Source organism: Sphingomonas longa, from assembly GCF_016892685.1.
Taxonomy (GTDB): domain Bacteria; phylum Pseudomonadota; class Alphaproteobacteria; order Sphingomonadales; family Sphingomonadaceae; genus Sphingomonas; species Sphingomonas longa.
The window spans coordinates 747,085-765,581 of record NZ_JAFEMC010000002.1; the positions used below are offsets into that span (position 1 = coordinate 747,085).

16 protein-coding genes and 1 rRNA gene are annotated in these 18,497 nt (G+C 66.1%); 7 read left to right on the forward strand and 10 right to left on the reverse strand.

Translation table 11 applies throughout. The features are described from left to right. Positions 1-9: 9 nt before the first annotated feature. The 9 genes from ILT43_RS09695 to coxB all read right to left on the reverse strand — a co-directional run bounded on the left by ILT43_RS09695 (position 10) and on the right by coxB (position 9,530). Positions 10-1,182 (reverse strand): BaiN/RdsA family NAD(P)/FAD-dependent oxidoreductase, encoded by a 1,173-nt coding sequence (locus tag ILT43_RS09695; RefSeq protein WP_204198751.1) that lies wholly within the window; start codon positions 1,180-1,182, stop codon positions 10-12. Between the two features lie 144 nt (positions 1,183-1,326). Continuing rightward, complete coding sequence (locus tag ILT43_RS09700; protein WP_204198752.1) at positions 1,327-1,506, reverse strand: hypothetical protein; 180 nt, start codon at positions 1,504-1,506, stop codon at positions 1,327-1,329. Next, positions 1,506-1,961: a GreA/GreB family elongation factor gene (locus tag ILT43_RS09705; protein ID WP_204198753.1), complete on the reverse strand. Its 456-nt coding sequence runs from the start codon at positions 1,959-1,961 to the stop codon at positions 1,506-1,508. The genes ILT43_RS09700 and ILT43_RS09705 overlap by 1 nt, the downstream gene beginning before the upstream one ends. 29 nt (positions 1,962-1,990) lie before the next feature. Continuing rightward, positions 1,991-3,925 (reverse strand): acetate--CoA ligase, encoded by a 1,935-nt coding sequence (acs, locus tag ILT43_RS09710; protein ID WP_204198754.1) that lies wholly within the window; start codon positions 3,923-3,925, stop codon positions 1,991-1,993. A 170-nt stretch (positions 3,926-4,095) separates the two neighbouring features. Beyond that, on the reverse strand, positions 4,096-5,148 hold the full coding sequence (locus tag ILT43_RS09715; RefSeq protein ID WP_204198755.1) for a c-type cytochrome: 1,053 nt from the start codon (positions 5,146-5,148) through the stop codon (positions 4,096-4,098). Further along, positions 5,145-5,720, reverse strand: coding sequence for a cytochrome c oxidase assembly protein (locus tag ILT43_RS09720; RefSeq protein ID WP_204198756.1), 576 nt, complete (start codon positions 5,718-5,720; stop codon positions 5,145-5,147). The genes ILT43_RS09715 and ILT43_RS09720 overlap by 4 nt, the downstream gene beginning before the upstream one ends. Beyond that, positions 5,717-6,094, reverse strand: a complete 378-nt coding sequence (locus tag ILT43_RS09725; protein ID WP_204198757.1) for a hypothetical protein — start codon at positions 6,092-6,094, stop codon at positions 5,717-5,719. Before ILT43_RS09725 ends, ILT43_RS09720 begins: the two co-directional genes overlap by 4 nt. Then, on the reverse strand, positions 6,091-8,607 hold the full coding sequence (gene ctaD / locus ILT43_RS09730; RefSeq protein WP_204198758.1) for a cytochrome c oxidase subunit I: 2,517 nt from the start codon (positions 8,605-8,607) through the stop codon (positions 6,091-6,093). The genes ILT43_RS09725 and ctaD overlap by 4 nt, the downstream gene beginning before the upstream one ends. Continuing rightward, positions 8,604-9,530 carry a cytochrome c oxidase subunit II gene (coxB, locus tag ILT43_RS09735; RefSeq protein WP_204198759.1) on the reverse strand — a complete coding sequence of 309 codons (927 nt, stop codon included), beginning with the start codon at positions 9,528-9,530 and terminating at the stop codon, positions 8,604-8,606. The genes ctaD and coxB overlap by 4 nt, the downstream gene beginning before the upstream one ends. Positions 9,531-9,657: 127 nt before the next feature. On the opposite strand from coxB, the gene ILT43_RS09740 reads away from it, so the two are divergent. Continuing rightward, the gene (locus ILT43_RS09740; protein ID WP_204198760.1) at positions 9,658-10,047 is read left to right on the forward strand and encodes an acyl-CoA thioesterase; all 390 of its coding nucleotides are present in this window, start codon (positions 9,658-9,660) and stop codon (positions 10,045-10,047) included. 18 nt (positions 10,048-10,065) lie between these two features. Here the strand turns inward: ILT43_RS09740 and ILT43_RS09745 are convergent, their stop codons facing one another. Further along, positions 10,066-10,395, reverse strand: a complete 330-nt coding sequence (locus ILT43_RS09745; protein WP_204198761.1) for a hypothetical protein — start codon at positions 10,393-10,395, stop codon at positions 10,066-10,068. Between the two features lie 138 nt (positions 10,396-10,533). Between ILT43_RS09745 and ILT43_RS09750 the strand changes: the two genes are divergently transcribed. From ILT43_RS09750 to ILT43_RS09775, 6 genes are all read left to right on the forward strand, one after another. Continuing rightward, positions 10,534-11,697, forward strand: a complete 1,164-nt coding sequence (locus tag ILT43_RS09750) for an isovaleryl-CoA dehydrogenase (RefSeq protein WP_204198762.1) — start codon at positions 10,534-10,536, stop codon at positions 11,695-11,697. A 256-nt stretch (positions 11,698-11,953) separates the two neighbouring features. Beyond that, entirely contained in the window at positions 11,954-13,549 is a 1,596-nt protein-coding gene (locus ILT43_RS09755; protein ID WP_204198763.1) for a carboxyl transferase domain-containing protein, read from the forward strand. Positions 13,550-13,691: 142 nt separating this feature from the next. Next, positions 13,692-14,087 (forward strand): endonuclease domain-containing protein, encoded by a 396-nt coding sequence (locus ILT43_RS09760; RefSeq protein ID WP_204198764.1) that lies wholly within the window; start codon positions 13,692-13,694, stop codon positions 14,085-14,087. Continuing rightward, entirely contained in the window at positions 14,084-14,551 is a 468-nt protein-coding gene (locus ILT43_RS09765) for a hypothetical protein (RefSeq protein ID WP_204198765.1), read from the forward strand. Before ILT43_RS09760 ends, ILT43_RS09765 begins: the two co-directional genes overlap by 4 nt. Before the next feature lie 163 nt (positions 14,552-14,714). Next, positions 14,715-16,547 (forward strand): acetyl/propionyl/methylcrotonyl-CoA carboxylase subunit alpha, encoded by a 1,833-nt coding sequence (locus ILT43_RS09770; protein ID WP_204198766.1) that lies wholly within the window; start codon positions 14,715-14,717, stop codon positions 16,545-16,547. A gap of 428 nt (positions 16,548-16,975) precedes the next feature. Beyond that, positions 16,976-18,464: ribosomal RNA gene (locus tag ILT43_RS09775) — 16S ribosomal RNA — on the forward strand. Positions 18,465-18,497 lie beyond the last annotated feature (33 nt).

Below are 18,497 nucleotides of genomic sequence, written 5' to 3' on the forward strand. Positions count from 1 at the left end.
GCAAACCGATCATAGGGATTGGCCTGTAGCCCAACCGCTCGCCCAAGCCCACTGAAAATTATATCCGCCCAGCCAGCCGGTCACGTCGACCGCCTCGCCGATCGCATAAAGTCCCGGTACTTTCCTCGATTCCATCGTCTTTTGCGACAGTTCGGCGGTGCTGATGCCACCGACCGCGACCTCCGCCTTGGCATAGCCCTCGGTGCCGTTCGGGCGGAACTGCCACTCCGCCAGGCGTTGCCCGGCGTGGCGCAGCGCCTTGTCCGACTGATCGGCGAGATTGCCGGGCAGCGCCAGCCGCTCCGCCAGCGCCTCCGCAAGCCGGCCGGGGAGGGCGGTCGCCAGCGTCTTCGTGGCGGAGGCGCGAGGATTAATGCGCTTGGCTTCGATCAGCCAGTCCGCACCGCGCCCGCCGGTGAAGTCGATCGCAACGGGTTGGCCGTGCCGCCAGTAGCTGGAGGCTTGCAGGATCGCCGGGCCGGACAGGCCGCGGTGGGTGAACAGCGCGGCCTCCGCGAAGCCCGGCCCGTCGCCGCGCGCGATCACCGGTGCGGCGACGCCGGCGAGGTCGCGGAACAGCGCCTCGTCCGGGCCGAGCGTTAGCGGCACCAGCGCCGGTCGTGGCTCGACCAGCTTCAGCCCGAATTGGCGGGCGAGGCGATAGGCGAAGTCGGTCGCGCCGATCTTCGGAATCGACGGGCCGCCGGTGGCGATCACCAGCGCGGGCGCAGTGACGATGCGGTCGCCGATCGTCACGCGGAAATTGCCGTCATGCGTCACTTCGTGCACCGGCCGGCCGAGCGCGATCTCGACGCCGCCGATCGCGCATTCCTCCAGCAGCATGTCGACGATCTGGCGCGCCGAGCCGTCGCAGAACAATTGGCCGAGCGTCTTCTCGTGCCACTTGATCCGGTAGCGGTCGACCAGCGCGACGAAGTCGGCGGCGGTGTAGCGGCCGAGTGCGGAGCGGGCGAAATGCGGGTTAGCGGAGATGTAGCGGTCGTGCGCCGCGTCGACGTTGGTGAAGTTGCACCGCCCGCCGCCGGAGATCAGGATCTTGTTGCCCACCCGGTCTGCGTAATCGACGAGCAGCACCCTGCGCCCGCGCTGACCGGCAGTGGCCGCGCAGAACAGGCCGGCCGCGCCGGCACCGAGGATGATGGCGTCGTAGCTTTGAGTCATTTACGAAGTGTCGCGCCAGTACGCTGCAAAATCCCCCCCCACCCCGGCGAAGGCCGGGGTCCAGTTGCCACGCGGGCAGTGGGATTTACGGCGCTGGCCGAGCCTGGACCCCGGCCTCCGCCGGGGTGGACTAAGTGACATCGCTCACCGCAACTTCGCGATCGACAGCCCGTCCGCCTTGGCGCGGTCCTTCACCGATTCCTCGCTGCGGGTCAGCGCCTTGGCGATCGCCTTCAGCGCCATGCCCTTCTTGGCGAACTGGTGCAGCTTCTGCACCTCCTCCGTCTTCCACGGCTGGCGGTGGCGTTCGAACTTTTCGGCCATTAGTAATTCTCCACCGACAGGATGCGGATCGCGTCGGTGCGACCCTGAAAGTTCGCCGTCTCGCCCGCCTGCAAGCCGATCATCGCACGCGCCAACGGGGCGGCGAAGCCGACCGCCGTTTCGCCATTCGCTTCGTCGTGCCCGACGATCGCCAGCGTGCGCTCGGCGCCGTTCAACGCGAAGGTCACGCGGCTGCCGATCCCGACCTCGTCGTCTTCGGGCAGCGGCATGACCTCGACCGTCGCCGCGCGCGTCCGCCAGTAGCGCAGCTCGCGCAGCAGCGGCACGGCGTCCTCCGTCGAGGCGGCGGCGATCCGCACCTCCAGATCGACGACCTTGCCCGCGATCAGCGCGGGGCCGGCCGCCGTGACCCGGTTGGGCCCCGGCGGGATCGGCAGTTCGAAGCGCGGCTCCAGATGTTCCTCGTCGCTTTCCCTGCGGAAGGCGACGCTCATGACGGGTGATCCATCCGGTGCAGATAGGTCTAACCGACGCGGTTCGCCACCAGATCGTCCACCACCGCCGGATCGGCCAGAGTCGAGGTGTCGCCGAGCGCGCCGGTGTCGCCCTCCGCGATCTTGCGCAGGATGCGGCGCATGATCTTGCCCGATCGCGTCTTGGGCAAAGCGGGCGCGAACTGGATCGCGTCGGGCGTGGCGATCGGGCCGATCTCGCGACGGACCCAGTGTTTCAGCTCGGCCGCCAGCTCTTCGCTCGCCGCGACGCCGCCGTTCAGCGTGACATAGGCGTAGATGCCCTGACCCTTCACCTCATGCGGCATGCCGACGACCGCCGCCTCCGCCACCTTGGCGTGCAGCACCAGCGCCGACTCGACCTCGGCGGTGCCCATCCGGTGCCCGGACACGTTGATGACGTCGTCGACACGGCCGGTGATCCAGTAATAATCGTCCTCGTCGCGGCGGCAGCCGTCGCCGGTGAAGTATTTGCCCGGATAGGTCGTGAAGTAGGTCTGGAAGAACCGGTCGTGATCGCCCCAGACGGTCCGCATCTGCCCCGGCCAACTGCCGGTGATGCAGAGATTGCCCGATGTCGCGCCCTCCAGCACCTCGCCCTTCTCGTCCATCAGTTGCGGAAAGATGCCGGGCAGTGGTCTGGTCGCGGAGCCCGGTTTCAGCGCGGTCGCGCCGGGCAGGGGGGCGATCAGCGCGCCGCCCGTCTCCGTTTGCCACCACGTGTCGATGATGGGGCAGCGCCCCTCGCCGACGACCTCGTGATACCAGCGCCACGCCTCCGGATTGATCGGCTCCCCGACCGAACCGAGGATGCGCAAGGACGAGCGATCGGTCGCCGTGACGGGCGCGTCGCCCTCCTTCATCAACGCACGCAGCGCCGTGGGGGCGGTGAACAGCCCGGTGACCCTGTGCCGGTCGACCACCTGCCAGATGCGGCTGGCGTCGGGCCAGTTCGGCAGCCCCTCGTACATCAGCGTCGTCGCGCCGTTCGCGAGCGGGCCGTACAGGATGTAGGTGTGGCCGGTGACCCAGCCGATATCCGCGGCGCACCACCACACGTCGCCGGGCCGGTAATCGAAGCACCATTCGTGGGTCAGGCTGGCCCAGAGCAGATAGCCGCCGGTCGAATGCAGCACGCCCTTCGGCTTGCCGGTCGAGCCGCTGGTATAAAGGATGAACAGCGGGTCCTCCGCATTCATAGGCTCGGGCGGGCAGTCGGTCGACACCTGCGCGGCGGCCTCGTGATACCAGACGTCGCGCTCGCCCATCGCCACGTCGCCGCCGGTCGCCCTGACCACGATGACGCGTTCCAGGCTGGGCGCTTGGGCGGCGGCTTCGTCCACGCAGGCCTTCAGCGCGACGCGCTTGCCGCCGCGACGACCCTCGTCGGCGGTGACGACGATGCGCGAGTCGCAATCCTGTACCCGCCCCGCGAGCGCGTCGGCGGAGAAGCCGCCGAACACCACCGAATGCACCGCGCCGATGCGGGCGCAGGCGAGCACCGCGAACGCCGCCTCCGGGATCATCGGCATGTAGATGGTGACGCGGTCGCCCTTCGTCGCGCCGTTCGCCTTCAGCACGTTGGCGAACCGACAGACCTCCGCATGCAATTCACGGTAGGTGAAGCGGCGCGGTTCCTCGGTCGGGACGTCCGGTTCCCAGATGATCGCGACCTGATCGCCGCGCTCAATAAGATGCCGGTCGAGGCAATTGGCGGCAGCGTTGAGTGTGCCGTCCGCGAACCATTCGATGTGGAAATCGGCCTCGTCGAACGACCAATCGCCGGCCTTCTGCGGTGCCTCGATCCAGTCGAGCCGCTTCGCCTGCTCCAGCCAGAACGCGTCGGGTCCGTCCTTCGCCGCCGCGTAGAGCCGGTCGTACCCCGCCGCATCGATCCTGGCCTGCGTCGCCCACTCGTCCGGCACGGGGAACAGGTCTGCGGTCATCGGCGAATCCTCTCTCGTTTGGGTGCGGTCGTAACGTGGTTTGGCGGGGAAGGGCATCGGTGAAGTGCGGCTATTCGCGCCGGGAGTTGCAGAGCCTTTTCTTTCCTCCCACTTCCCCGGCGTTCGCCCGGGTGGAGCAGGTGGACAGGGCGCAGCCTCGGCAGAACAGCCTATTGCTGCCCCCCGGCCAGATATGTCGCCAAAGGATCGATCATCTCAGCCGGAATACGCCGCGCGATGACCGGCATGGTCGCGTGGCTCTTGCGGGCGTCGACGACCTCCTTCTCGCCCCGCCACTGGCGCAGGCGCTGGGCGATGTAGCTGGCGCGCTGACCGTTCAGCACCGGATATCCCTTGCCCGCGGCGTGGCAGCTCGCGCAGGCCGGCAGCTGGATCTCGGGCAGGCCCTTCTCCACGATCCGCTGCGCCGCTGCCGAACCGGCCGGAGCGTTGGTGCCGATCCCCGGCATCGCCGCGAAATGCCCGGCCAGCGCCCGCATCTCGTCGGCGGACAGGGCGGCGGCGGCATTGCCCATCACCGCGCTGTGCCGCTGGCCCTGCGCATAGGCGTCCAGAGCCGCGAGCAGATATTCGGGGCGTTGTCCTCCGAGCACCGGAATGTCCGGCTGACCGCGTCCACGGCCGTCCGCACCGTGACAGCCGGCGCATCCGGCGAGCACGCCGTCCTTTACGCCCGCGACACCTGCTCCAGCGGCGGCTTCGGTCAGCGAACGGTATTCGGCGACGCTCATCGTCGGCAGGCGGCGGACGAAGGCGACCATGCGACGGATTTCGTCCGGCCGCTCGGGTGCGCCCCACGCCGGCATGCCACTGTATTTGACGCCGTGTTGCAGGATCCAGAACAGTTGCTTGTCGGTCCATTCCTTTGCGTTCACCGCCAGATCGGGCGCTGGGGGCGTCGCCGCCTGCATCACCGGCGAGGGGCGGCGGCCGGGGGCACCGTGGCACGAGGCGCAGGCGCCCGCGAAATGCCCCGCCGCGCTGACCAGCTCCTGCTGCGCACGCGGATCGTCCGGCGCGGAAAATGCCGCGTGCGTCTTGACCGAGTTGCGCATGACCCAGTGCAGGAACCAGTCCGTCACGGGCCAGTGTCCGCTCGATGCGGCGACGTTGAACAGCCCTGACCACGCGAACAGCATGCCCGCCGCGAAGAGCGTGAACAGCGTCGCGGCGACTCGCTTCCAGGTAATCCTCAGCGTCATGCCGGCTCCTCCCGCATCTTCAGAAGTCCGGCCAGCATCGCCAGCCCGCCGACGAAATAGCTCGCCGAGCCGATCATCAGCATCACCACGCCGCCCAGTTGCTGATCCTCCATCCCGTGATCCATCGACGCGTACAGGGGACGCGGCGCGAGGCCGATCAGCGCGCCCAGCAACGTCATGTGCATCGATGTCAGCAGCAGCGCGCCGATCCCGCCGGCGCGGTGACCGGGGGCGAACACCGCGCTCCAGAGCAACAGGCCGGCGGCGAGAAAGCTCGCCTGTTCGATCGCCAGCCACACGCCGCTGCCATCCGCCAGCGTGCGCATCGACGGAACATGCCAGCCCCACACGACGACCAGTTCCATCAGCATCATCGCCATCGGTGTGACGGTGCGCGGCCAGCGCGCGGCAGGATCGAGGCGGCTGCCATGAAGCCCCCACGCCACCAGCGGCGCCGCGACCGCGACGGCGATCATGTGTCCGGCCATATGCCCGGTCATGCCGCCGACGATCGCCGCCGCCCAGCCGAGCGGCAGCAGGATCAGCCCGGCGATCAACGCAGCGCGCTTCATCGGCAATCCGTCAGGAAGATGACCGGCATGGCGGTGAACACGACGCCGATGAAACTCAGCGCCGCCAGCAGCACCGTCGCCGTGGCGAGAAAGCGGAGCCGGTCGATCTCCGTTCCCGAGTCATGCGGCGGCGTGTCGCCCTTGCGATTGGCCTGAACGTGCGCGACCCATCCGGCGGCGACTATCACCACGAGCGCCACCGCGGTGCCGATCGCGAACAGCGTTGGGAAGGTCGCGAACTCGCCGACCTTCGCGCAGTTGAGCGCCGCCCACAGGTACGAGAACAGGAAATGTGCCGCCCACATGCTCGGTGGCACGATCAGCGTCCATAGCGTGACGCGAAGTCCGGCGATCCGGTCGCGCAGGCGTTTCACGACGATGCTCCCGGAAACAGGCCGATCGTGGCGTAGGTGACGACGGCAGTCAGCGCGAGGAAGTGCATGAACACGGTGATGTTGCGCAGGTCGGCGTCGTATCGCGGCGTCATCCTGCCGGCGATGCTGCGGGCCAGCGTATAGCCCTGACAGATCACGCCGACACCGGCATGCGCCGCCGTCCAGATCGCCAGGACCCAGACGATTGCAGGATAGACATGCTCGGACGGGTTCAGACCGGTGAACCACGGCCCGGCCAATCCGGCGAGCAGGCTGGCGAGCGTCAGGACGATCCCGACGATCAGCAGGCTGCGGGCGGCGAGGACCTGACCGCGCGCATGGACCTCGCGCGCGACCACCGTTGCGGCCCAGCTTGCCAGTTGCGTCCCCATTGCGACCATCGGCCAGAATACGCCCGGTCCGGTGGCGTCGGGTGGCGGGAAGTCGGGGTGGACGGTCCAGTAGAAATAATAACCGAAGACGAGGCCGGAGAATGCGGTGGCGTCCGCCAGCATGGTGATGAACATCGCCCACCAGCCGCTGGCCGACGGGCCCGAAATATACAGCGGCACGACGATGCCGTGGCCGATCGACTTCTCGGGCTTCTCCGGGATGATCGCGGTCCCCGTCCACAGCCATGTCAGCACGCAGCCGAGCGTCACGAACGCCCCCGCCAGCGACCACCAATAGAGGTGATAGGTCGTCAGGATGAACACGCTGCCCAGCGCAACGGCCGTCGCCATCGGGATGAAGCTGGGCGTGCCGAGGCGCACCACCTGCAACGGGCGGGCGTCGAGCACGGTCGTGACGATCGTCTCGCGCTTCATCTCCTCCGCATCGGGCAGGAAGAAGCGGCCCTCGTCGACCTTGGCCACGAAGTCCTTCTGATCCCAGATCGGGTAGCGGCTCTCGATCAGGGGCACCGACCGGATGCCCCAGTTCTCGTCCTCCGGCTTGGCCAGCCATTCCAGCGTGCCGGCGTTCCACGGATTGCGGACGCCCTTCGGGCGGGTGGGCGACAGCGCGAGGTCGATGCACACCATCAGCACGCCGGTCGCGAAGAGATACGCGCCGACCGTCGAGGCCATGTTGAGCCCGCCGATGCCCAGTTCGGCCGGATAGGTGAAGACGCGCCGCGGCATCCCCTCCAGCCCCGACAGGTGCATCGGGAAGAAGGCGAGGTTCGCCCCGGCGAACATCACCCAGAACGCGATCCGCCCGATGCGATCGGACAGCTTCTTGCCGGTGATCAGCGGCCAATAATAATAGAGGCCGCCGAACAGCGGCAGCAGCGTCCCGCCGATCAGCACGTAATGCAGGTGGGCGACGACGAAATAGGTGTCGTGCGCCTGCCAGTCGAACGGTGCGATCGCGACCATTACGCCGGTCAGCCCGCCGATCGTGAAGATCGCGATCGATCCCACCGCATACAGCAGCGGCGTCGACCAGATCACGCGGCCCGCCCACAGGGTGGCGATGAATGCGAACACCTGAATACCGGTCGGGATCGCGACCGCTTCGGACGCGGCGGAGAAGAAGGCGAGGCTGATCTTGGGCAGCCCCGTCGCGAACATGTGGTGGACCCACAGGCCGAACGACAGGAACGCGGTGCCGACCGCCGCCAGGACGATCCACGGATAGCCGAGCAGGTGCCGCTGCGCGAAGGTCGGGATCAGCATCGCGAACAGCGCGATCGACGGCAGGAAGACGATGTAGACTTCGGGATGCCCGAAGATCCAGAACAGGTGCTGCCATAATAGCGGATCGCCACCCTTCGCCGCATCAAAGAATGGCCAGCCGAGCAGGCGCTCCATTTCGAACAGCAAGTCGCCCGCGATCAGCGGCGGGAAGGCGAACAGGATCATGACCGCCACGACCAGAATGTACCAGGCGTAGAGCGGCATCAGGTTCAGCCGCATGCCCGGCGGGCGGCATTTCAGCACGCCTACGATCAGTTCCACCGCAGCGGCGACCGACGACACCTCGATGAAGCTCAGGCCCAGCATCCAAATGTCGGCACCCAGCCCCGACAGGTCGGTCCGCGTCGTCAGCGGCGGATACATGAACCAGCCGCCATCGGGCGCGGCGTTGAAGAAGATCGACCCGCCGACGAACACGCCACCAAGCAGGAAGCTCCAGTACCCGAACGCGCTCAGCCGCGGGAACGGCAGGTCGCGCGCCCCCAGCAACTGCGGCAGCAGGATGATCGACACCGCCTCGAACATCGGCACGGCGAACAGGAACATCATCATCGAGCCGTGCAGCGTGAACAGCTGGTTGAAGGTGTTCGCGGAGACCAGATCATTCTCCGGCACCGCCAGCTGCGTCCGCATGATGAGCGCCAGCACGCCCGCGAACAGCATGAAGCCGAACGCGGTCAGCGTGTACCACACGCCGACCCGGTTATTGTTCACGTCGGTCCAGCGCAGGAACAACCCCTCGGGCGGTTTCCATACGGCGCGCAGCCGTTCCTCCTGCTCGGCGCGCAGGGTCAGGTCGTTCTGGTCGCTCATTTCAGCCCTTGGAGATAGCGGGCGAGCGCGACGGCGTCGGCCGGTGGCATGTGGTCGAAGGCGGGCATGCGGACGCCCGGCTTGGTCTTTTCCGGGTGGCGGATGAAACTGGCGACGTTCGCCGTCGTCATCGGCAGCACGCCGGCGGCCAGCGTCTGGCGCGCGCCGAAATGCGTCAGGTCGGGGCCGATCGCGCCCGCCTCGCCGGTGCCGCGGATCGCATGACAGCCGCCGCAGCCATATTGCGCAAACAGCGCGTTACCGCCCGCCGCCGGCTTGGCCTCCGCCGCCAGCCAGCGGTCGAACGCTGCCGGCTCCATCGCCACCACGTCGAATGCCATCAGCGCGTGGCTCAATCCGCAAAATTCGGTGCAGACGCCGCGAAATCGCCCCGGCTTCGTCGCGCGGACGACCAGCGTGTTCGTGCGGCCGGGGATCATGTCCATCTTGCCGGCCAGACCGGGAATCCAGAAGCTGTGGATCACGTCGCCGCCCATCAGCTTCAGGGCCACCGTCCGCCCGACCGGCACCCGCACTTCGTTGGCGGAGACGACCCGTGCGGCGTTCGGCGGGCGATAGGCGACGCGCCACCAGAATTGTTCCCCCTCGACATTGATCGTCAGGTCGGCGCGCGAGGTGGGGAGGGGCCGCATCGCCGGCAGCGACGTGACGAGCAGCGTGAACAGCAGGATCGTCGGCACGACGCCGCCCGCCCACAGCACCAGCTTCATGCCCTGACGATGCGTCAATCGCTCGCCCGGCGTGCGGATCGCGTGCCGGATCAGCAGCGACATGGCGACGGCGATGACCACCGCGCCGATCAACAATATGATCGTCAGGTCACGGGTCGAACTCGCCTCTACCCCGAACGGTGCGAGCGCGGACTGATGCCGGTTGCATCCGGCGAGCGACAGCGTCGCCAACAGCCCGAAAAGATGAAATTTCCCCCGTATGATCGTTCGGCTCCCTGTTCGCCTGAATGTTCGTGCAGCCTGCCAATTGCTGACATTGCTGTTAGCGCGGACGGTGCGTCCATGTTATGCTGCGGCCATGACGACCTTGCCCCACGCCTATGTCATCGACGTTGACCCAGCGGACATCGATTTCATGGGTCACGTCAATAACGCCAGCTATCTGAAATGGGTCCAGGAAGCGGTCATCAGCCACTGGCAGAAACTGGCGCCCGCAGAAGCGGTTGCGGCGCATCTCTGGGTCGCGCTCCGCCACGAGATCACCTATCGCAAGCCCGCCTTCCTCGACGACGAAGTGATCGCCACCGTCATCCTCGAAAAGGTGCAGGGCGCCCGCGCCTTCTACGACACGGTGATCCGCCGCGGCGAGGAAGTGTTGGCGGAGGTGAAGTCGAGCTGGTGCTGCATCGACGCCACGACCCACCGGCCCGCGCGACTGACCCGCGCCGTGATCGATCGTTTCTTCTGATCGCGCCGAGGACGCCGGTCAGAACGGCAGCTTCAGCCTGAACATCAGCCGGTTGCTGACGTTTCCGCCGATTTTCGCGCGTTCGACTTCGGCGGCACCCTTCATGCCGCTTGGCAGCCTGACCTCCGCGCGCTTTGGCAATTCGATCCGCGGGTCGAGCGGTCTCATCCGATAGCGTTCGCTGGTATCGGGCCGTCCGCATATCACGACCTCATCCGCTGCTATTTTGGAGACGTCGTCGGCGCAAGTAGCTGGCAACGCCTGCGGATCGATCCGCCTTGGCGGCGCCGCCGAAAGATCGGCGGGTCCTGCAACGGGTGCGCCACTCGCCTGAAGCAGGAAGATCATACTCCGCATCATTACGCCCGCTCCCGAAGGTTCCGCACACCAGACCGTGCGAATGCGGCGGAGCCAAGGCCATGCGGCAATGGATGCTTGGTCTGCCGCGCGCACCCGGCTAGGGCGTCGTAAAAATACGGAGAGGGCATGCAGGATTTCGACTTCGCGCTGGGTGAAACCGCGGACATGATCCGCGACACCACGCGCCGTTTCGCGAGCGAGCGCATCGCGCCGCTGGCCGCCGCGATCGACGCGGAGGATCGCTTCCCGATAGAACTGTGGCCGGCGATGGGCGAACTCGGCCTGCACGGCATCACCGTCGCCGAAGAGGATGGCGGGCTCGGGCTCGGCTATCTCGATCATGTCGTCGCGTGCGAGGAAGTCAGCCGCGCCTCCGCTTCCGTCGGGCTCAGCTACGGCGCGCATTCGAATCTCTGCATCAACCAGATCGCCCGCTGGGCGAATGCCGAACAAAAGGCGAAGTACCTGCCCAAACTGATCTCCGGCGAGCATGTCGGCAGTCTGGCGATGTCGGAGGCCGGGGCAGGGTCCGACGTCGTGTCGATGAAGCTGCGGGCGGAGAAGACCGGCGACGGCTTCCGCCTCAACGGCACGAAGTTCTGGATCACCAACGCCGCCTATGCCGACACGCTGGTCGTCTATGCGAAGACGGGGGAGGGGAGTCGCGGCATCACCGCCTTCCTGATCGAGCGGGACATGCCCGGTTTCTCGATCGGCCAGAAGATCGACAAGATGGGTATGCGCGGCTCGCCCACCGCCGAACTGGTGCTCGACGACTGCATGGTCCCGGCCGCAAACGTGATGGGGCCGGAAAATGGCGGCGTCGGCGTGCTGATGAGCGGCCTCGATTACGAGCGCGCAGTGCTGGCGGGCATTCAGCTCGGCATCATGCAGGCGTGCCTCGACGTGGTGCTGCCCTATATTCGCGAGCGTCGCCAGTTCGGCCAGCCGATCGGCACGTTCCAGCTGATGCAGGCCAAGGTCGCCGACATGTACGTCGCGCTGAACTCCGCCCGCGCCTATGTCTATGCCGTTGCGCGGTCGTGTGACGCCGGCAAGACGACGCGCTTCGACGCGGCGGGCGCGATCCTGCTCGCGAGCGAGAACGCGTTCAAGGTGGCGGGCGAGGCGGTGCAGGCGCTTGGCGGCGCGGGCTATACCAAGGATTGGCCGGTGGAACGCTTCCTGCGTGATGCCAAGTTGCTCGACATCGGTGCGGGTACCAACGAGATTCGCCGCATGCTGATCGGCCGCGAACTGATCGGTGCCGCCGAAAAGGTGGCGCAGTGAGGGGCGCGGAAGGTTGCGCGAATCTTCTCCCCTCCCTGCAAGGGAGGGGCCGGGGGTGGGTGGATGCCCGCGATACCTTCGCACCATTGCGTGAGGCTTTCGTATCGTCCGGCGCGAACTCACGCCCAACCCCTCCCTCGCAGGGAGGGGAGCGGCGCCTTGCTTCATCACAGCGGCGCGACCCTCGTCAGAAGCTTCCCAAGCTTACGACTCAGCCCGGCGGCCGACCGCGCGCCTTCACACGGACCCACGCCCGGTGAGCCGCCTAGCCACCAATCTCTCGCGCGATAGCGACACCTTCCGTGCCAACGCCGCCCACAACCGCGCGCTGGCCGAAGGCCTCCGCACCCGCGTCGCCAGCTTCGCACTCGGTGGCCCTGAAAAGTCCCGCGACCGCCATACCGCGCGCAATAAGCTGCTCCCCCGCGACCGCGTCGAGCGCCTGCTCGACGCGGGCAGCGCGTTTCTGGAGATCGGGCAGCTTGCCGCGAACGGACTGTACGACGGCGAGGTCCCCGGCGCGGGCCTGATCTGCGGCATCGGCCGGGTGTCCGGTCGGCAGGTGATGATCGTCTGCAACGACGCCACGGTGAAGGGCGGCACCTATTATCCGCTGACCGTCAAGAAGCACCTCCGCGCGCAGGAGATCGCGCAGGAGAACCGGCTGCCGTGCGTCTACCTCGTCGACAGCGGCGGCGCGAACCTGCCACATCAGGCGGAGGTCTTCCCCGATCGCGATCATTTCGGGCGCATCTTCTTCAATCAGGCGAACATGTCCGCGCTCGGTATTCCGCAGATCGCCTGCGTGATGGGAAGCTGCACCGCGGGCGGCGCATACGTGCCGGCGATGTCGGACGAAACCGTGATCGTCCGCAACCAGGGCACGATCTTCCTCGCCGGCCCGCCGCTGGTGAAGGCGGCGACGGGGGAGGTCATCTCCGCCGAGGAGCTGGGCGGCGCCGATACGCACGGCCGCCGCTCCGGCGTCGTCGATCACGTCGCCGAGAACGACGAGCACGCGCTGACGATCGTCCGCGACATCGTCGCCACGCTGCCGCCACAGCACGAATCCGACGTGAACCTGCGCGCTCCCGTCGAACCGCGCTTCCCGACCGAGGACCTTTACGGGATCGTCCCGCAGGACGTTCGCGCACCTTATGATGTGCACGAGGTCATCGCCCGGCTGGTCGATGGATCGGAGTTCCACGAGTTCAAGGCACTGTACGGCGCATCGCTCGTCTGCGGTTTCGCGCACGTCCACGGCATGCCGGTCGCCATCCTCGCCAATAACGGCGTGCTGTTCAGCGAAAGCGCGCAGAAGGGTGCGCACTTCATCGAGCTCGCCTGCCAGCGGCGTATCCCGTTGTTGTTCCTCCAGAACATCTCCGGCTTCATGGTCGGCGGCAAGTATGAGGCGGAGGGGATCGCCAAGCACGGCGCGAAACTGGTCACCGCCGTCGCCACTGCCAGCGTGCCGAAGATCACAGTTTTGATCGGCGGCAGCTTCGGCGCGGGCAATTACGGCATGTGCGGCCGCGCCTATTCGCCGCGCTTCCTGTTCACCTGGCCGAATGCGCGGATCAGCGTGATGGGTGGCGAGCAGGCGGCCTCCGTGCTGGCCACGGTTCACCGCGACGCCGACACGTGGACGCCCGAGGAAGCCGAAGCCTTCAAGGCCCCGATCCGCCGCAAATATGAGGATGAGGGGAACCCCTATCATGCCACCGCACGGCTGTGGGACGACGGCGTGATCGACCCCGTCCAGACGCGCGACGTGCTCGGACTGGCGCTGGAAGCGTGCCTCAATGCTCCCGTCCCCGAAGCCGCGCGCTTCGGTGTGTTCCGGATGTGAAGGGGATCATCGCTTCGATCCTCCCCGGCACGGGGAGGTGGCGCGCCGAAGGCGTGACGGAGGGGCAGCCCCGAGCGAACTGGCTCGCCGCTGCCCCTCCACCAGCTACGCTGGTCCCCCTCCCCGTGCCGGGGAGGACTGCATGCTGAGAGCTCCGGGCGTCACTGTTCGTCGGGCGAGAACCCTGCGCAGCGACATGTCGCTTCCGGAGGTGCTCCTCTGGCGAGAACTCCGCAAGCGCCCGGCAGGTTTGAAGTTTCGCCGGCAGCACCCGGCTGGCCCTTACATCCTCGACTTTTTCTGCGCCTCTGCCGATCTCGCGATCGAGGTCGACGGTGAAGCGCACAACCGTGGCGAGCGCCCGGCAAACGACGCGTCGCGCAATGCGTGGCTGACGCTGCACGACATCGCGACGTTGCGCATCGCGGCAAGCGCCATTCTCGCCGACCTGTCGGCCGTCATCGACCACATCGTCGCGACCTCATCGCCCGACCGCCTCCTTGCCCTCGCCGAGGAGAATGAAGGACCCCCGCCATGATCCTCCCGCTCCTCCTCCTGCTGCAATCCGACAAGCTGCCGCCCGCCAACCCGCTTCCTTACACAGACCCGGACGCCTCGGCCGTCATGGCCCCCGTCAACCGCATTCTCGCCGCGGTCGGCACGCGCGACGGCGCGGCGATTACCGCCGAGACCCGGCCGGAGGGTGGCGCGACCGTCGTCGTCGAGCGCGCCGACGGCGGCCGGACGATCCGCCATCTGAGCTGGGCCGAGTTCGCCGGCGGCATCAAACCCGGCGCCGAGAAGCTCGCGGAGCGCATGCCCGATCCGGCGATCGAGGTGGACGGCGACATCGCGATGGTCTGGGGACCCTATGTCTTCACCGTCGACGGCAAGGCCGACCACTGCGGCGTCAACCATTTCGACCTGATCCGCGAACAGGGCCGCTGGAAGGTGCTGAACGTCACCTGGTCGCAGCGCTCGACCGGCTGCGAGGCGCGCTGATGCTGTCCTACACCGGCCGCGACCATTATAATCGGGCGGTCATGCCATCGTCCTCCAGCCCCCACCGATCGCGCCCCGTCGCGCGGTTCGGCTCGAAGTGGAAGAACCCCGTCCGGCGCCTCCACTTCCTCCACTTCGACACTGCCGCCCAAGGCTTTTCAGCATGATAGCATCGCTCCTCATCGCCAACCGCGGCGAGATCGCCTGCCGCATCATCCGCACCGCGCGCAGCCTCGGCATCCGCACGATCGCGGTCCATTCGGACGCGGACGCGACCGCGCTGCACGTCCGCCTCGCCGACGAAGCCGTGCCCATCGGCCCGTCGCCGGCGCGCGAAAGCTATCTTGTGGGTGACCGCATCCTCGCCGCCGCGCGTGACACGGCGGCGGAGGCGATCCACCCCGGCTATGGCTTCCTGTCGGAAAACGCCGACTTCGCGGCGGCGGTGATCGCCGCCGGCCTGATCTGGGTTGGTCCGCACCCGGACTCGATCCGCGCGATGGGGCTGAAGGATGCCGCAAAGGCGCGGATGATCGCCGCTGGCGTGCCGGTCACGCCCGGCTATCTCGGCGAAGATCAATCGGCTGACCGTCTGGCCGCGGAGGCGGATGCGATCGGTTATCCTGTCCTGATCAAGGCGGTGGCGGGCGGCGGCGGCAAGGGTATGCGCCGCGTCGACGATGCCACCGACTTCGCCGACGCGCTCGGCTCCTGCCGGCGGGAGGCGGCGTCCTCGTTCGGCGACGACCGCGTGCTGATCGAAAAATACATCCTGTCGCCCCGCCACATCGAGGTGCAGGTGTTCGGCGACACCCACGGCAATATCGTCCACCTGTTCGAACGCGACTGTTCGCTGCAACGCCGCCACCAGAAGGTGATCGAGGAAGCGCCCGCGCCCGGCATGGACCCGATCACCCGCGCGGCGGTGTGCGACGCCGCGGTCAAGGCGGCGCGTGCGGTCGACTATGTCGGCGCAGGCACCATCGAGTTCATCGCCGACACGTCCGCCGGCCTGTCCGCCGACCGCATCTGGTTCATGGAAATGAACACCCGGCTTCAGGTCGAGCATCCGGTCACCGAAGCCATCACCGGCCAGGACCTCGTCGAATGGCAACTGCGCGTCGCGAGCGGCGAACCGCTGCCGATGACGCAGGACGATCTGGCGATCGACGGCCACGCGATCGAGGCGCGCCTCTACGCCGAAGACCCTGCCAAGGGTTTCCTGCCCTCCATCGGGCGGCTCGACGTCTTCGATCTCGGCACGTCCGTCCGCATCGATACCGGCGTCGAGCAGGGGGCGGAGGTTTCCCCCTTCTACGATCCGATGATCGCCAAGCTCATCGCCCACGCCGCTACGCGAGAGGAGGCACGCGAAACCTTGGCCGACGCGTTGGACGAGGCGGTGATCTGGCCAGTCCGCACCAACGCCGGCTTCCTGGTCGAGGCGCTGGACCACGCGGACTTCATCGCCGGCACCGTCGATACCGGCCTGATCGCACGCGAGGGCGAGGGACTGATGCCGCCCGTTTTGCCCAGCGACGAAGCGCTCGCCGATGCCGCCGCGTCCCTCGCCGGGGAGGGAGGATTTCGCCTGAATGCCGCCCCCCGGTGGCAGGGCTGGTTCCGGCTCGACGACCAGCCGATCGAGATCGACTTCGCGGACGGCGCCGCTGAGTCGGTCGAGGACGATCACATCCTGATCGCCGAGGGCGGTCAGGTCTGGGAACTCGCCCGCTGGCGTGTCGATGGTGCGGCGGCGGGTGGCGCCGCGGATGGCGCGATCCTCGCGCCGATGCCCGGCCGCATCATCGCGGTGGATGTGGTCGAGGGGCAGGGGGTCGCACCTGGCCAGAAGCTAGTTACTTTGGAAGCCATGAAGATGGAGCACGCGCTCGTCGCCCCGTTCGCCGGCACCGTCGCCGCGCTATCCGCCAGCACCGGCGGCCAGGTGACCGAGGGAGCGCTGCTGGTGCGTATCGACCGTTCCGCCGATTAGCCCTCAGAGCGCCTGTGCTGCCCGCCAAGGGCGCAAACCAGCCCAAGCCGACTTTTTGCATATTTCTGACAGAAAGGGTTTGACGGGCGTTGAGGTGTTCCCTAGATGGGTTTCACCGCAGCGGCGGCCTTACGGGGCGTTTGCAGTGGTCACACGAGACTTGGCGCGCTGGCCTTTCTGGTAAAACGGGAAGGGTGTAGCGGCGTCGGGGTATTTGTGTCGGATCTTTGACATTGTTGGTTTAGATGAAGGGACATGTGGGCGGCGGCCTGCGGGATGTCTGGCGTTATCAAGGCGTTGGATGTGTCGTAAGCATTAAGCTGTTCTCATATGTCCTTCACGTATCCATACGTAAGAATATGTGCAGAGCGGCTCCTTGATGTGATGCTGGCTGGCGAGGGCATTCCACCTTGGCTGGTTGGTGACATAAACTTGAGAGTTTGATCATGGCTCAGAATGAACGCTGGCGGCATGCCTAACACATGCAAGTCGAACGATGCTTTCGGGCATAGTGGCGCACGGGTGCGTAACGCGTGGGAATCTGCCCTTAGGTTCGGAATAACAGTTGGAAACGACTGCTAATACCGGATGATGACGTAAGTCCAAAGATTTATCGCCTGAGGATGAGCCCGCGTAGGATTAGGTAGTTGGTGTGGTAAAGGCGCACCAAGCCGACGATCCTTAGCTGGTCTGAGAGGATGATCAGCCACACTGGGACTGAGACACGGCCCAGACTCCTACGGGAGGCAGCAGTGGGGAATATTGGACAATGGGCGAAAGCCTGATCCAGCAATGCCGCGTGAGTGATGAAGGCCTTAGGGTTGTAAAGCTCTTTTACCCGGGATGATAATGACAGTACCGGGAGAATAAGCTCCGGCTAACTCCGTGCCAGCAGCCGCGGTAATACGGAGGGAGCTAGCGTTATTCGGAATTACTGGGCGTAAAGCGCACGTAGGCGGCTTTGTAAGTTAGAGGTGAAAGCCTGGAGCTCAACTCCAGAATTGCCTTTGATACTGCATGGCTTGAATCCAGGAGAGGTGAGTGGAATTCCGAGTGTAGAGGTGAAATTCGTAGATATTCGGAAGAACACCAGTGGCGAAGGCGGCTCACTGGACTGGTATTGACGCTGAGGTGCGAAAGCGTGGGGAGCAAACAGGATTAGATACCCTGGTAGTCCACGCCGTAAACGATGATAACTAGCTGTCCGGGGACTTGGTCTTTGGGTGGCGCAGCTAACGCATTAAGTTATCCGCCTGGGGAGTACGGCCGCAAGGTTAAAACTCAAATGAATTGACGGGGGCCTGCACAAGCGGTGGAGCATGTGGTTTAATTCGAAGCAACGCGCAGAACCTTACCAGCGTTTGACATGTCCGGACGATTTCCAGAGATGGATCTCTTCCCTTCGGGGACTGGAACACAGGTGCTGCATGGCTGTCGTCAGCTCGTGTCGTGAGATGTTGGGTTAAGTCCCGCAACGAGCGCAACCCTCGACCTTAGTTGCCATCATTCAGTTGGGCACTTTAAGGTAACCGCCGGTGATAAGCCGGAGGAAGGTGGGGATGACGTCAAGTCCTCATGGCCCTTACGCGCTGGGCTACACACGTGCTACAATGGCGGTGACAGTGGGCAGCAAACTCGCGAGAGTGAGCTAATCTCCAAAAGCCGTCTCAGTTCGGATTGTTCTCTGCAACTCGAGAGCATGAAGGCGGAATCGCTAGTAATCGCGGATCAGCATGCCGCGGTGAATACGTTCCCAGGCCTTGTACACACCGCCCGTCACACCATGGGAGTTGGGTTCACCCGAAGGCGTTGCGCTAACTCAGCAATGAGAGGCAGGCGACCACGGTGGGCTTAGCGACTGGGGTGAAGTCGTAACAAGGTAGCCGTAGGGGAACCTGCGGCTGGATCACCTCCTTTCTAAGGAACGCGGCGGAAAGCGCCTCCGGTCCC

Bases quoted from the DNA above. Each gene is read 5' to 3' on its own strand.
- ILT43_RS09765 (WP_204198765.1), top strand. From the start codon at position 14,084: ATGATCCTCCCGCTCCTCCTCCTGCTGCAATCCGACAAGCTGCCGCCC.
- ILT43_RS09770 (WP_204198766.1), top strand. From the start codon at position 14,715: ATGATAGCATCGCTCCTCATCGCCAACCGCGGCGAGATCGCCTGCCGC.
- ILT43_RS09695 (WP_204198751.1), bottom strand. From the start codon at position 1,182: ATGACTCAAAGCTACGACGCCATCATCCTCGGTGCCGGCGCGGCCGGC.
- ILT43_RS09740 (WP_204198760.1), top strand. From the start codon at position 9,658: ATGACGACCTTGCCCCACGCCTATGTCATCGACGTTGACCCAGCGGAC.
- ILT43_RS09715 (WP_204198755.1), bottom strand. From the start codon at position 5,148: ATGACGCTGAGGATTACCTGGAAGCGAGTCGCCGCGACGCTGTTCACG.
- ILT43_RS09705 (WP_204198753.1), bottom strand. From the start codon at position 1,961: ATGAGCGTCGCCTTCCGCAGGGAAAGCGACGAGGAACATCTGGAGCCG.
- ILT43_RS09720 (WP_204198756.1), bottom strand. From the start codon at position 5,720: ATGAAGCGCGCTGCGTTGATCGCCGGGCTGATCCTGCTGCCGCTCGGC.
- ILT43_RS09745 (WP_204198761.1), bottom strand. From the start codon at position 10,395: ATGATCTTCCTGCTTCAGGCGAGTGGCGCACCCGTTGCAGGACCCGCC.
- acs (WP_204198754.1), bottom strand. From the start codon at position 3,925: ATGACCGCAGACCTGTTCCCCGTGCCGGACGAGTGGGCGACGCAGGCC.
- ctaD (WP_204198758.1), bottom strand. From the start codon at position 8,607: ATGAGCGACCAGAACGACCTGACCCTGCGCGCCGAGCAGGAGGAACGG.
- ILT43_RS09700 (WP_204198752.1), bottom strand. From the start codon at position 1,506: ATGGCCGAAAAGTTCGAACGCCACCGCCAGCCGTGGAAGACGGAGGAG.
- ILT43_RS09760 (WP_204198764.1), top strand. From the start codon at position 13,692: ATGCTGAGAGCTCCGGGCGTCACTGTTCGTCGGGCGAGAACCCTGCGC.
- ILT43_RS09750 (WP_204198762.1), top strand. From the start codon at position 10,534: ATGCAGGATTTCGACTTCGCGCTGGGTGAAACCGCGGACATGATCCGC.